The organism is Ignavibacteriota bacterium, assembly GCA_016212665.1.
Lineage (GTDB): Bacteria > Bacteroidota > Ignavibacteria > UBA10030 > SZUA-254 > FW602-bin19.
This window is the reverse complement of record JACREZ010000040.1, coordinates 92,443-108,561: the sequence shown is the minus strand read 5'-3', so window position 1 is coordinate 108,561 and position 16,119 is coordinate 92,443. Positions and strand designations below refer to the sequence as shown.

The window sequence follows — 16,119 nt, the reverse complement described above, 5'->3', positions numbered from 1 at the left end:
GTTTCTTGATGGTCATTACCGTAGAAAAACCAAGCAAACCTTTCCTTTGGAGAACACCCCAACCCTTTTTATATTGCTTCCCGCATTATTCACCATCGAAAAAAAAGGAACACTCCATGAAATCTCTTTTGGTATTCACACTGTTGTTACTTCCCTTCGTCGTATTGAGTCAATCGAATGTGAGGGAAGAAGCGGCGGAATTTATCAAGATGTATAACTCACTCTATCAGAAAATCAGTACCGTCTCGGCTGAAGCACAATGGGCTTCGAGTACCGACGTAACGGAACAGCATACCGGCGAACGCATCGGAGCGGATAAAGCATCGGCGGCGTTCTCGGGAAGTCCGTACGTTGTTACGCGTGCGCAGGCGTTGCTCGCCCGTCAATCGGAGTTGGACGAACTGACCGTTCGTCAGTTGAAGAAAATTCTCTACATCGCATCGCATTACCCGGGCACCATTCCCGACCTCGTTAACCAGCGAGTCACGGCGGAAGCAAACCAAAGCGCCGTGCTCGATGGCTTCACCTTCTGCCATGAAAAGCAAGGGGACAATTGTGTGAAGACAACAACGCCAAACCAACTCGACGAAGTCCTTCGCACGTCCACCGATTTAGCAGAGCGGAAACACGCGTGGGAAGTTTCCAAGCAAACCGGTCCCGCGCTGAAAGAGGGACTTGTGAAATTGCAGGGTCTCCGGAACAACATGGCGCGGGAGATGAAATATTCCTCCTACTTCGGATTGGAAGTTTCCGATTATGGCATGAGCGTTCCTGAAATGATGCAATTGCTTTCTTCGAGCGTGGATGCGTTGAAGCCGCTCTATCAGCAACTTCATTGCTGGACGAAAAACAAACTCGCGGAAAAATACAAACAACCGGTGCCGAAGAAAATTCCGGCGCACTGGCTCGGCAATCGCTGGTCGCAGGCGTGGCCCGGCATCGTCGAGGGAGTTGACCTGAACGATTTATTCAAAGACAAATCGTCCGAGTGGATTATCAAACAGGCAGAACGATTTTACACATCGCTTGGAATGCCGGAACTTCCTCCGACGTTCTGGGCAAAATCGGATTTGTACGAACTACCCCCCGATGCAACGCGCAAGAAGAACACACACGCTTCTGCATGGCACATGGATTTGGACAAAGATGTTCGTTCGCTTATGAGCGTGAAAGCGGATTATGACTGGTTTGAAACAACGCATCACGAACTCGGACACATCTACTATTATATGGCGTACTCCAATCCCGATGTGCCGGTAGTGTTGCGTGAAGGCGCGAACCGCGCGTTCCATGAAGCAGTCGGCGATTTGATTGGCATCGCGGCGCGGCAGGTTCCGTACTTAAAAGAAATCGGAGTGATGCCGAAGGAGATGAAGATTGATGAAACACAATGGTTGCTGGCAGAAGCGCTCGATAATGCGGTTGTGTTTATTCCGTGGTCTGCGGGGACAATGTCGCATTGGGAACGGGACTTGTACGAAAACAATCTTTCACCGAACGAATACAATAAACGTTGGTGGGAATATGTCGCGAAGTTTCAGGGCGTAGAACCGCCACAGGAACGTGGCGAAGAGTTCTGCGATGCGGCAACAAAGACGCACATCAACGATGACCCTGCCGGTTACTATGATTACTCGCTCGCGTTTCTTATCAAATACCAACTGCACAATTACATCGCTAAAAATATTTTGAAGCAAGACCCGCACAACTGTAATTACTACGGCAACAAGGAAGTCGGAGCGTGGCTGTGGGATTTATTGAAACTCGGAGCGACGAAAGATTGGCGGCAGGTCATCAAAGAAAAAACGGGTGAAGATATTTCTCCGAAAGCAATGCTGGAATATTTCGCGCCGCTCGAAAAATATCTGAAAAAAGAAAATCGTAAGCGTGAGGTGAGTTGGGAATGAGTCAGGTGTTTATCATGAAGGTTCGTTTGTTCTTCGTTGTACTTGTTGCGCTTTTGGGATTAAGCAATTATTCCCTCGCGCAACTTCCGCTTCTCGAATCATATCCCTTCATGGATTCGGTGAACCGGTATCCGGTGCAGGAAAAAGATTTGGTGGTTCTCTGCAAGAAGAAAGTTTCAGAGCGACATATAACGTTTGTCGGTGTAAAAGGAGTTGATAGTGTTTTGCTTGTCGCGGTCACACTCGAACCGATTGCTGATGTGAAGAAAGATATTTCTCTCACCGTGCAGTTCATGGGCATCAACCCGAAGCCGGGAAAAGTGGAAACGTGGGGATACGTTTATGACCGCAACCACGACGGAAAGATAGATTACCTCTCGCTCATGAGCGGTGCCGCTCCGTTCTGGGCAGATGATATGCCGGAATATTTTCCCGAACGAGGCATGAGCATGGATATGGACCAGATGGAACTGTTCGTCAGTCATGCCGACCTTGTGTTCAATCATTGGGCGGATGATAATTACGATGGCAAACTTGACGGCGTGATTCATGTTGATATGTTCGAAGAGCGTGATTGGGTGAAGCGGCGATTGATGGTGCGAAGCAGTACATTCAACGATGAGTACGACGACATCACTGCGTTTCGCAAACACCCCGGCGACCTTGAAGACACAATTGAAGTGAATGACACAGGCGTCCCGTATATTCCTATCGGCAAGCCGAAAGAAGAAATCAACAAGAAAATGTTTGAGGAGAAAACAGCCATTCTTGATTTGTTGAACAAAGCGGTTTCGGAGTGCAAACTTTCTAAGAAACTGCGCGGGATGCCGATAAAACCGCGTGAGGAATAAAACATTGACGATTGACGGTTGAGTCATTGTATCATTGATGAATAAAAAGATGTCCATTCGTTTGAAGAAGCGGGGTTTCCGTCTGTGAAGCCCCGCTTTTCTTTTCCAAAGATTACGTTCGATGTTGACGAATTGCATCGTGATGAAATAGCATCTCTTCCGTGGAAGCAACCAATCACAGAATGGAAAGAGTTGGGAATCAAACATCTCGAAATCAAGCGGGGAATCGGAAGGCATCCTGTTATTTTCATCGAAGTCGGAAACCATAATTACGTCATCAAAGAACTTGGAGTTGATGTTGCGCTACGCGAGGTGAACAATTACAAACTCATGCTCGCAAAAGGGATTCACACGCTCATTCCGGTCGGTTGCGTGGCGAGAGAAGAATCACCGCTTCGCGTTCACACACAGATTGGCAAGCAGTACGAGCGGAACATCGCAGGACACACGGTGACACTTCTCGTTGACCGCGTCCTTCCCGATTCACAACTTTATCGCCGAGCATTTACGTTCGAAAACAGAAAACGCATTTGGGATGCAATCGTGGATTTATTTGTCGAGATGCACTCGAACGGAGTGTATTGGGGAGATGCTTCGCTCTACAACATGCTTATCAAGTTCATCAAACTCGATGTTCCGTTCATCGGAAAGAAAACACAACTCAAAGCAATTCTTGCCGATGCGGAAACAGTGGAAGTGCGCGATGCACTCAGCGATTCGATGCGCTATGCTGACATGAATTTCTTTTTCGAATCCATGGAGTGGATTAACGAAGACCTTCGTTCTGAAGGAATCATGCGCGATGCATTCTCCACCGAGATGGACAAAGTGTATCTCCGCGAAAATTATGAGAGGTTGTATGAAGTCGCTCAGCGAAGCAAAGCATTCGAGCAAACAAGTTCTCTCAACATGAAGCAGGTGCTCGGAACGGTTCGTGAAGCAGTCTATCTTGATACGTTGCAAAAGCATATCGAAGAACACAAATGGTATCTGAGCGAACAGCAACGCCGCGAAGTCCGCTTCGCCGATGCATCGCAGGATTGGTTGAACAACATTTTTATTCCGATGTGCGAGTTGTTCAAAGCGGAAGGAGTGGTGGATGTGTTCCCGGGAAAAACCGCCTCCGATTTATACGTGGAAATCATGACGCACAAATATTATCTCAGCCAGAAGAAGCAGGCGGATGTCGGGATGATACACGCGATGCGTAATTACGCCAGACAATTCGGGATGAAAAAACCGCCGCGGGGGTTCTGGCAGCGCATTTCACGTAAAATGCTGAAAATACTGGGAGTTCGCGAGCGGCAGGCTCTCAGAGTCGGTGAGATGCAGGTGTAAGTAGGCGCCCTCGTACTACTACGAGGTTGAAATCTCGTAGTAATTTCTTGGAATATTTTTGTTATTTCTATTGCATTTTTCGGGAAAATATAGTAGAATCACACTGCATCTTTCGTAGTGCCTCCTCCAATTCACTCAGCAGTCACAGGGTGAAAGTAATGTTCTTTGTTTAACACTTCAATTTCTCTTTCGGTCCGATTCTTCACAGGAAACAACGGGGAGGAAGTGTTTTATGTTCTGCCACGCAGGATGCATTCTCTGTTGAAAAAATCCCAACTGATTACAACTCAAAAATTTTTTTTCACTATATCCATAAACTTCCAATTGGAGTCTTTATGAAACACGTTACTATTTCTATTCTCTTTATCATCTCTTTTGTGTTGATGACGGGACTGTCTTCCACTCCCGCGATCGCTCAGTATGCAACGCCCACAGTGGACGGCAGCATTGGCGCAAGCGAGTACGGCACACACACCGACGGACAAAACCAACAAACAAATGGCTCGCAGGTTTGGTATGCGACGTGGGATAATACCAATCTCTACGTTGCCGTGAGTGCAGCAAATCTTGCAGAAGGAGCTGTCATTTATATTGACAAGAACCCGGGAAATCCTTCGGGCAACAGCAACGGTTCTGTCGCCGGTCAGAATTATGATGGAACAAATTTCTCGAGTCTTCCAATTCGTGCTGACTTTGTTGCATACATTAAAGACGGATACAGAGAATACAGAAATGCAGATGGCGCAGGAGGTTGGGGAAGTGCGACCTCGGGATTTGGTTCATACGCCTCCGGCGCAGGAGATGTTCGGGAAGTTGCTATTCCGTGGTCGGCAGTTACCGGCGGAACAATTCCTTCATCATTCAGTTTCTTTAGCTACGTAACATCCTCAGGCGGATTTGTGTACGGACAGGTGCCGACCGGTAACGCAGGCGGAACAATCGGTACGAGTGCAACATACTCGCTCTACTATACAGTGAAGAGTACAACGGATGGTGGAAGTACAAAACCATTTTCGCTCAACAGTGTGGATGCAACCGTTGGTGCAACCGGTGCAACCTACACAACGCTGAAAGGCGCGTTCGATGCAATAAACGCAGGAACATTGACAGGGACGATTAATTTATATGTGGTTGATAATACCTCAGAAACAACGGCAGATACATTAAAAGCAAGCGGTATCGGAAGCGCATCGTATGTTTCAATTACAATAAAACCTTCAGGTGGAGCATCAAGGACGCTTTCAAGCGCTGCACCTGCCGGAAGCGCGTTTATACATTTTGCCGGCGCTGATAATGTTACTATTGATGGTTTGAATTCAGGAGGAAACTCGTTGACGATTTCAAACACAACCTCATCGGCAACCTCCGGAACCTCCACGATAAAATTTATGGAAGGTGCAACAAACAATACTGTAACAAATTGTACCGTCTTAGGTTCATTCTCAGCCTCTGTAGCAACGAACGGAGGGAATATTTTCTTTAGTACGGATGGTACTACTGCGAACGGCAACGACAATAACACGATTTCTTATTGTAATATCGGTCCTGCTGGTTCCAACTTACCGACGAAAGGAATTTTAGGAAATGGTTCGACCGGTACAACAGCAATCGGGAACAGTGGAATCGTTATTGATAACAACAACATCTATGATTATTTCGGAGCGGCTGTTACAAGCGCAGGCGTGGCAACTAATGGTGGGTGCAACACATGGACAATAACAAATAACAAATTCTATCAAACTGCTACTCGTACTTGGACGACAGGTGCCCTGCACACTCCAATTTATATAACTCCTTCATCGGCTACTCAGGGTGCACAAGGGTTTACTATTACAGGGAATACAATCGGCTATTCGTCTAACACACAGACGGGAACGTACACACTAACAGGTTCGACGGGTAAGTTTATAGGAATTTACTTTACTGGAATTACCGGCGGAACTGTCTCCAACATCAATAGTAATACGATAGCTTCGGTTAGCCTAACGGGCGTCACCTCCAGTGGTACTGGTTCAACTAGTCCTCTTACGGCGATGTATATTTCCAGTGGTCTTGTAAATACAAATAGTAATACCATTGGAAGCCAAAGTGCGACGGGTTCTTTGACATTTTCCACAACAACTACAACGGCATCAGATTTTTCAGGCATTTACAATTTCAGTAGCGACGACTGGACGGCAAATAATAATACCATAGGCGGCATTTCAATAACTAACCTTGGTGCCTCAGGCACAATGACTATCTATGGACTGAGAGCGAACACAAGCACTTCGAAAGTATTCAACGCAACCTCCAATAATATCGGTGGAACGGTTGCAAATTCAATACAGTTAAACGCAACGGGCGCGTTATCTCAGGTGATTGGTATTGCAACGGGCAACGCGGCTGCTACTTGGACTTCTAATATTATCAGAAACCTCACCAATAATATCGGTACTGGAACAACTACGGGTGCATCTGTTATTGGTATGTTAAGTACAACTACTTCGACAAATCATACTATTTCACAAAACACAATCTATAATTTAAGTAACACCAACACCACGGCGACAACAATAGTAACAGGTATTCAATTTACCGGCTCCACTGCCAATACAGTAGCGCGTAATTTTATTTATGGTATAACTTCTTCAACAAACAGTGGGAGTGCTGAAATCAACGGTATCCGTGTTGGGGGCGGTACAACAACGTATAAGAATAACATGATTGCCTTAGGCGCGGGTGTTACCAATGCGATTGGTTCTGCAGCTACAAATTCAGGAACAACCGGAATCAATGGTTTTAATGGATTTTTGGGTACGGATAATTTCTGGAATAACAGTATCTATATCGGCGGCAGTCCCACAAGCGGAAGCGGTGCATCGTATGCATTTAACGGAACGCAAACTACTAACACGCGTAGTTTCAGAGATAATATTTTTGTCAACGCACGAAGTAACAGCGGGGCGACCGGGAAAAACTATGCGGTAAAAATCAATGGAACAACAGCTAACCCAACCGGACTTACCATCAATAATAATGTGTATTATGCAAATGGAAGCGGCGGAGTTTTTGGCTTTTTCAATTCACTTGATGTTGCAGACCTTGCGGCGTGGAAAACCGCCGTTGGTCAGGACGCGAGTAGTTTTTATGGCGACCCACAATACAACGACCCGACAAACGCAACACCCGACCTCCATCTTCATCCGACTAACTCCACTGTGGCAGAAGGCAATGGTGTTGACCTCGGAGTTACTGATGATTACGACGGCCAGACTCGTGCAAGTTTTACACCGGTTGATATCGGCGCCGATGCAGGAAACTTTACCGGCTCGGATATGTCCGCTCCAGCTATCGCTTACACAGCGTTAGGCAATACATCAAACACAGCAAACCGAAGTTTCACAAGCGTTACTATTACGGATGCAAGCGGTGTCAATACAACCGCGGGAACGATGCCACGCGTGTATTACAAGAAGACATCAAACACCAACGGGCTCGGTGGAACAAATGATAATACCACTGATGGCTGGAAATATGTTGAAGCAAACGGAACATCTTCTCCGTTCGACTTTACGATAGATTATTCTAAACTTTACAACACCGGTAGTGTAACAGGCGGAGATACTGTGCAGTATTTTGTTGTTGCACAGGATTTGGCTGCTACACCAAATGTTGCTATCAACTCGGGTACGTTTGCAGCGAACCCGACAAGTGTTGCTCTCACTTCCGGGGCGTTCCCATTAACCGGAACAATCAATTCGTATAGAGTTCTTGGAACAATCAGCGGCACAAAAACAGTTGGCGCAACCGGCGCAGATTATACAACGCTCACCGCCGCCGTTGCAGATTTGAACAGTAAAGAATTAAACGGCGCACTGGCCATTCTCATCAATGCAGATTATGCAAACACTGGCGAGACATTCCCGATTACCATTAACGCAAACTCCGGCTCGAGCGCGACGAATACGGTTACAATCAAACCAAACACCGGCGTTGCAATTACTGTTAGTGGTTCTTCTGCCTCCTCAATTTTCAAAATCAACGGAGCGGATTATGTAATATTTGATGGCTCAAATACCGCCCTCTCTCCGAACGGAACAGACAAGAGTCTTACGATTTCCAATACAAGTACCGCATCAAGCACAGCGGCGATTTGGGTTGCAAGTCTTGGTACAGGTGCCGGTTCAACAAACGTGACGATAAAGAATTGCAATATCGCGGCAGGTTCAAATACGGTGACGTCAACGTTCGGTATCTTCGTGGGCGGTGCTTCGATTTCAACTTCCGGAACGGGAGATGATAATGATAATCTGACCGTCAATAACAATTCAATCACGAAAGCATACTATGGTCTGTATGCACGTGCTTCTGCTACGGGTGTGAACAATGCGTTGTCGGTAACACAGAACTCTATCGGTTCGTCAACGGCAACCGACTATGTCGGGAAGTACGGATTGGATGTTACCCAAACGACCGGTTCTGATATTTCACAAAACACGATATTCAATTTTATCGGTACGAATACAAACCCCACGGGTATGTTGCTCGGAACCGGTGTTGTGAGCACGACAATTACAAGAAACGATATTCATAGTCTCCGTTATACGGGAACGACCGGATATGGAGGTAAAGGAATTGACATTAACACAGGCTCGTCATCAAGCAACGTTACGATTGCTAACAATATCATCTACGATTTAGCAGGAGATGGTTGGAGTTCTCTGACGAGCGACGCCATCGTTGGTATTCGCATCCAAGGTACAACAGGTGGATTAAATATCTATTACAACTCTGTGAATCTTTCAGGAACTGCTGATAGAGCGGCAACTGCAACTCTTTCTTCTGCATTATACATTCCCTCCGGTGTCACAAATATAGATGTACGTGATAATATTTTTGCTAACTCTATTGTTAATAGTTTAAATGCAGGTGCTAAGGCGTATGCGATTTATGATGCGGGCGCCAACACGGTGTTCTCAACGATCAATTATAATGATTATTACGCATCAGGCACACAAGGCATTCTTGGATTCCTTACGAGTGACCAAACCACACTTTCAGCATGGCAAACTGCAACCGGGCAAGATGTAAACTCAATTTCAGCAGACCCGAAATTTACCAGCAATACAAATCTTCATATCAATACAGCGACAACTGCTTCACCGGTGAGCAATGCAGGAACATCCATCGGAACAGTTACAACCGATTATGATGGAGATGCACGACATGCTTCAACGCCGGACATTGGCGCAGACGAATTCTCTTATCCGATTCCTCAGGCGTTCACATTAACATCGCCAAGCGGTCCCGGGCAAAATCTTTCCGGAACACTTTCATGGGCGTCTTCGACCAATGCTCTTTCATACAACGTGTATCTCGACCAGAATGCAACACCAACGACGTTGCACGAAGGAAATGTTGCCGGTACAACATCCGCGTACACCGGTCTCTCCCAGAACACGACATATTACTGGGATGTGTGGGCGAAAAACTCAGTCGGTGATAGCGTAAAAGCAAGCAATGGTCCGTTCAGTTTCACTACCGTTACTCCTCCGGCAGACCCGACAGGTTTACTGTTGAGCGATGTCAAAATGGATAGCATGGTGGTGAGTTTCACCGATAACGCTCCCGATGGCGGAAGTACGGAAACAGGATTCATCGTCTATCGAAAAGCAGGTTCGGCGCCGACGGTTGGCACCGGCTCTCCGGATAGCGTCGCTTTGTTAGGAGCGAATGCGGGAACGGGAGCGGTCAACTATCAGGATTACGGACTCTTACCGAACCTGAATTATTTCTATCGTGTTGCCTCGCGCAATGCGCAGGGTGAAAGTAACTACACGGAAAATGATACAACCACACTCGCACAAACTCCCGGTGCGCCGGCGCTTACTCCGAGCGGACATTCTATCAGGGCAGTTCTTGTTCCATTGAGCAACTCAGCAGCAACAGAATTTACTTTGCGATTTAACGATACGGCATACGTGAATACCTCGGGAGCGCTTTCTACAACACCGGTGTGGGGAACGTATGCGGCGTTTGGCGGTGCAACAGGTGTGAGCGTGACAGGATTGAATCAAGGTGCAACGTATGTGTTCGATGCAAAAGCGCGCAACGCGAACGGATACGAAACCGGATTCGGCACACAGGCATCAACCACAACGCTCGGTGAAATGAGTGGCGATTACACGGTCGGTCTGACGATGTTTAATTCCATTGCAGGAAAAGAAATTACCTTCAAGAAAGAAACGAGAAAAATTACCGTAACGGTTGATGAATTAGTAAGTGAAGAAACGAAAACCAGCCCGGCAGTCTATAAACAAGTCGAGAAGGAAGTAGAACAGGAATATTATGTTCCGTTTGAAAACGGAAAAGTCTATGAAGGAGAACTCTTCGCCCGCGAACCGAATTCGCCGAACGCCGGAGTGTATCCGACTATCACCGCGGCAATTGCCGACCTGAACGACAGAGGAATTTCCGGAGCCATTCGATTCTTACTCCTCGATGCCACGTATCCGACAGAGACCTTCCCGATTGTTATCAACAATCTTGCAGGTTCATCGGCAACGAATACGATAACAATTAAACCGAGCAGTTCGGTTGTGACAACTATTTCCGGTGTTTCAACATCTGGTATCTTCAAACTTGCCGGAGCGGATTATGTTACGTTCGATGGTTCGAATACGAACGGTGGTACAACGAAAGATATGACAATTAGTAACACGGGAACAGGCTCAAACACCGCCGCAATCTGGCTCGCAAGTCAGGGTGTCGGAGCGGGTTGCTCGAATGTTACGATTAAGAATTGCGATATCGCCGCAGGTTCTAATACGGTTACTTCAACGTTTGGTATTTATGCAGGCGGTACATCAATTTCAACTTCCGGCACGGGGAACGATAACGACAACCTGACGATTACGAACAACTCGTTCACGAAGGCATACTACGGAATCTATGCTCGTGCGACATCTTCCGGTGTGAACGACGCGTTGATGATTACACAGAATACCATTGGCTCCGGTAATGCGGCAGACCAAATCGGCAAGTATGGAATCGACGCGAACCAAACAACAGGTTCGGATATTTCACGCAATACCATTTTCAATTTTATTGCAAGCATTTCAAACCCAACCGGGATGTTGCTTGGAACAGGGTTTACTAATTCGACTGTAACGCGGAATGATATACACAGCCTTAAATATACAGGTACAAGCGGCTACGGCGGAAAAGGAATTGACATCAACACCGCTTCATCATCAAGTAATGTTACGATTGCCAACAACATGATATATGATTTATTGGGTGATGGTTGGAATGTATTATCTTCCGATGCTGTTGTAGGTATCCGTGTTCTTGGAACTACGGGCGGTGTAAACATCTATCACAATTCTGTCAATCTTACAGGAAATACAGATCGCGCTGGTACAGCAAACAAGTCAGCGGCTCTTTTTGTGTTCTCCGGAACGAGTAATTTGGATATACGAAACAATCTGTTGGCTAACTCTATTGTTAATTCGTTGAATACAGGAAGCCGAGCCTATGCTATCGCTGATTCAGGTTCAAATGCAGTATTCGGAACAATCAACTATAATGATTATTACGCTACGGGGACCCAGGGTGTCTTAGGTTATATTAGTAGTACAAACAAGACGACAATAGAAGAGTGGAGAACAGCAACCGGACAGGATGCAAATTCATTTGCTACCGACCCGCTCTTTACAAGCGCAACGGATTTACACATCAATAATTCACCCGGAATGTTTTCTCCGGCAGGAAATACCGGTGTTGCAATCGGAAGTGTTACAATCGATATAGACGGTGATGCGCGTTCATCAACCCCGGATATCGGAGCGGATGAGTTTGTATCGCCTGCGCCAAATGCATTCACTATTCTATCGCCGACCGGCGCATCGCAACCGGTTGTTGTTGTGATGAATTGGAACGCGGCGGTTGGAGCGACACGATACGATGTGTATGCAGGCACGGATAACCCGCCAACAACGCAAGTGGCGGATAATGTTGCCGACACACAATACACATTCAGCGGATTACCAAACACCACATATTACTGGAACGTGTATGCTGAAACGCCCGATTCAGACCAAGGGTCACGAACCATTTCGAGCAACGGTCCGCTTTCGTTCACAACAGTTGATGCACCGAATTCACCGAGTAATCTTATGCTCACAACTAGTGTAAGCACACACTCTGCTGAACTGTTGTCAAGGATTACTTCTCTGAAACAATCGCTCTCTTCAGATAAGATTTCAAAAGTGGAAGCAAATGAGATTGAAAAGCAGATTGAAACACTAACAGCCGAGTATCTTGCATCCGCGTCCATTGAAGCAACGTGGATAGATAATGCAAGCAACGAGGATAATTTCTATATCTATCGCAAAGCAGGTTCGGCTCCATCAATAGGCGCACCATACACAGACAGAATTGCAGTGATAGGTCCGAGCGCAGGTTCAGGTGGAACGGTGAACTTCAATGATACGCCGCTTGATTTAAACACTCATTATTATTATCGGGTTACAGCCGCAACAATAGCAGAAGTAGAAAGCGGTTTTGCTGGTGCAGATACAACAACGCTCGCTGAAACACCGGGCGCGCCGGTGTTTGCTGATGTACAGTTCAACAACTTACGGATTATTGTTGATCCTGCAACCAACCCAGCAGATGTTGAGTTCGCAATCAAAGATTCCAGTTCAGGTTTGTATATAAATGCATCGGGACAAATTGTTTCTGCTTCTCCAGTGTGGCTAACGGTTGCCGGATGGGGCGGCGGTCTCGGGTTAAAATTAGTGAATCTCGAACGCGGGACACTGTATGCCTTCAATGTGAAAGCACGAAATGTTGCTGGTGTTGAAACGGGATTTGGTGCTACGGGCAGACAACAAACAACATTTGACCAGGCTGTGTTTTATGATTACAGCAGCAAAAATAGAAGATCAATTTCTGATAATTCGTACATGTACGATACTATCGCATTAGGTACTATTCAAATTCAAAGTATCAAGGCAGGAATTGACAGTCTCTACCATACATATGATGGTGACATTGATATGTTTTTGTTTGCTCCAAATGGAGATTCGCTTGAACTTTCCACCGATAACGGCGGGACAGGTGAAAATTTCATGGGGACAATTTTTGATGATGCAGCAGCAACATCTATTACGAGTGGGACGGCTCCGTTTAGCGGATACTTTAGACCAGAAGGAGTTCCCGGATTAAATAGATTTGTTCTTGACATGCCGGCGGGGGATTGGGTACTCAGAATTTATGATGACGCGACGGGAGATACCGGTTCTATTCGCGGTTGGCATCTGACAATAGAATCAATTACGTCGCCGAACACCGTCACAATCAAAAAGCAAGTTGATGCGGATGGTGACTTCGGAACAACCGGTGATAGAACTGCGAAGGCGTGGGGTCTCTCACTCCGTACCGGTTCACCGACAGGAACGGTAGTCGCCTCTGTTGCTTCCGATACGATGTTAGTCGTTCCGAATTTGCTTGATGGAACATACTACGCCGTTGAAGAAGACAGTGCAAGTTGGGCGCATCTCGGCTATATTGTTGATGCAACACCGACTGCCAGCTCTGCAAACTATGTTGAGTTCACTATGACGGGCGGAGGAATCGGCAAAGAGATTACCTTTGTGAACTTCCAACCGAATACTGTCATCGTAAGAAAATATGCCGATGCTGACGGAAGTGTTGGGACAACCGATGACCGCTCGAAGAAGAGTTGGTTCCTTGCTCTCTATCGTGGCTCAGTCAGCGAAGGAAATCTTGTTGCTTCCGGAGACACCGATTCTCTCTTTGCAGGCGGATTGAGTAGTGGAACGTATATCGCCGTTGAAACGGATAGTTCAGGCTGGACGGTTCTCGGTCATGTACTGAACGGAACACCGTCATCGAACACGAGCAGATATGACACGCTCAATGTCAGCGGCGGTTCTACAACGACGGTTGACTTTGTCAATGCGTTGTTGAATTCCATAACTGTCAATAAATATCGTGATGCAAACAGTGGTCTTCTCTCGAAAGATGAAGCACGAACATGGTTCCTTGCTGTTCGTTCGGGAAGTTGTTCCGGTACAATAGTCGCAAGCGGAAACTCAACCAGCATTACAGCATCAGGGTTGCCTGCGGGAACGTATTACGTCACCGAAGCGGATAGCAACGGTTGGCAACACAGCGGTTACTTCCTCGATGATGTTGAGAATTATGAACAAGTAAATTGTGTCGCCGTAACGGTTGGCGGTGGTCAATCCAGAACCGTTGACTTTATCAATTGGCACCCGAATACTATTACCGTGCGGAAGTTCCGTGATGCGGATGGCGGGACTCCGTCGTTCGATACACAACTGCCGTGGGGACTTTCAGTTAAAGATGATGAAAATGATGTTCGTGGAGAAGGCACAAGCGGAGAATTAGTTGTCACCGATTTGATTGACGGTACATATAGCGCCTGCGAAGCGGACAGTGAATTCTGGTCAGCGGTCGGCTATCGAATTGATAACGGCTCGACTGTTGCCGGTTCATCACAGTGTGTTTCGTTCTCCGTTTCCGATGGTCAGCACATCGTTATTGACTTTGCTAACTTCTTACTCGATACAGCGAAGTTTTATACAGTTGTTGCCGATTCGTTTGCACTTGTGAAGGACAGCAAACTGGCTTCAAAGTCAATCAAAAAGAAAGCGGATAAAGTTGAATTTACTGTCCTGCTTATCGCAGACAGCAACAATGTCAACGATGTCCATTTCGAATTTGGTGTTGAAATAGATACACTCCTGTACGATTTGACAGTCACGCCAACACCGACAACACTGACGCCGGTTGCAAAATCAAGTAACAAGAAATGGGATGCGACGTTTGCTTCTGCTCTGAACGCGGGCGACACAGTAACTATCTCCGGATGGGGAAAGAAAGGTTCGTTCCAAAAAGTATCCTCGTACTGGTGGACGCGAAACGGAGCCCTCGTTGGAAAGAAAAAATCGAAAGGCGCCGTGTTCACAACGAATCAACTCAGATTGCCGATGCCGAACGTTCATAATCTCGGCGAGGAAATTTTTGCACAAGGTGCATTTACGTCAACAGTTGGAATGTACGTTGGCGTGCCGCGTCTCGATGCACCGAAAGAATTCGGTTGGGTCATTCACAAGAAATACTCAGATGTCCAGAAATCGTTGGTGAAGAAAGTAAAGACCAACTATCTCATCCACGATAGTACGGCTCGTTGCTTCGACTTATTTAAGACCGGTAAATTCCTTGTTGGTAAACAGGGAAGTCTGCCGCCGGATAAGTACGACAATAAGTTATTTGCTGAAGCAATCGCACTGAAGTTGAACATCGCGGCAAGCGCATTATCAAAAACACCGGTTGGTTTCGGTGAATTGAAATACAGCGATGCCGGACATCCGCTCGACGGAAAGATGGTGAAAGAAATTTCCGCCTATGTTGATACACTCTTAACCCAGTGCTCAATGTATGGCGGGTTAACTCCCGTTGGATTTGATTCTGTCGTCAGCAAGATTAATGCAGCATTCGCCGGGACATTCGATACATTAACATGGTCGTCGAAGTTGGTGATGAAGCCTGCCGTTCGGTTGAGCGACAGAACGTTCCTCGTTCGTGACCCGTCTATCGAGTCGGCTACGATTGTTTCGCTCGAACAACCGATAGCACAAACTCCGGAGAAGTATGAGTTGTATCAGAACTATCCGAATCCGTTTAATCCATCAACAATGATTAGTTTTGATTTGCCGGAAGCAAGCAAAGTAACATTGAAGATTTTCAACCTGCTTGGTCAGGAAGTGATGTCGGTATTCGAGAATGTCGAGTTTGAAGACGGCGCACAGGAAATCGAACTCAACGCCTCACAACTTTCTACGGGAGTCTATTTCTATCGTATTTCTGCAACTTCGCTTGATGATGAATCGAGCGCCTCGTTCAGTGAGACGAAAAAACTTATGTTAGTGAAGTAATCTCTCTTGGCTTTAACGGGGAAAACAATTACCTTTGACAGCACTCGTCCC

Annotated in this window: 4 protein-coding genes; all 4 read left to right on the top strand. The window is 46.5% G+C overall.

Annotated features, from left to right (window positions below; genetic code table 11):
* Nucleotides 1-116: 116 nt before the first annotated feature.
* The 4 genes from HY960_14560 to HY960_14545 all read left to right on the top strand — a co-directional run bounded on the left by HY960_14560 (nucleotide 117) and on the right by HY960_14545 (nucleotide 16,068).
* Nucleotides 117-1,907, top strand: coding sequence for a M2 family metallopeptidase (locus HY960_14560; protein MBI5216973.1), 1,791 nt, complete (start codon nucleotides 117-119; stop codon nucleotides 1,905-1,907).
* Nucleotides 1,904-2,758 carry a hypothetical protein gene (locus HY960_14555; GenBank protein MBI5216972.1) on the top strand — a complete coding sequence of 285 codons (855 nt, stop codon included), beginning with the start codon at nucleotides 1,904-1,906 and terminating at the stop codon, nucleotides 2,756-2,758. Before HY960_14560 ends, HY960_14555 begins: the two co-directional genes overlap by 4 nt.
* 84 nt (nucleotides 2,759-2,842) lie before the next feature.
* Nucleotides 2,843-4,096, top strand: a complete 1,254-nt coding sequence (locus tag HY960_14550) for a DUF4032 domain-containing protein (GenBank protein ID MBI5216971.1) — start codon at nucleotides 2,843-2,845, stop codon at nucleotides 4,094-4,096.
* Between the two features lie 335 nt (nucleotides 4,097-4,431).
* The gene (locus HY960_14545; protein MBI5216970.1) at nucleotides 4,432-16,068 is read left to right on the top strand and encodes a proprotein convertase P-domain-containing protein; all 11,637 of its coding nucleotides are present in this window, start codon (nucleotides 4,432-4,434) and stop codon (nucleotides 16,066-16,068) included.
* Nucleotides 16,069-16,119: the final 51 nt, after the last annotated feature.

Bases quoted from the DNA above. Each gene is read 5' to 3' on its own strand.
- HY960_14560 (MBI5216973.1), top strand. From the start codon at position 117: ATGAAATCTCTTTTGGTATTCACACTGTTGTTACTTCCCTTCGTCGTA.
- HY960_14555 (MBI5216972.1), top strand. From the start codon at position 1,904: ATGAGTCAGGTGTTTATCATGAAGGTTCGTTTGTTCTTCGTTGTACTT.
- HY960_14545 (MBI5216970.1), top strand. From the start codon at position 4,432: ATGAAACACGTTACTATTTCTATTCTCTTTATCATCTCTTTTGTGTTG.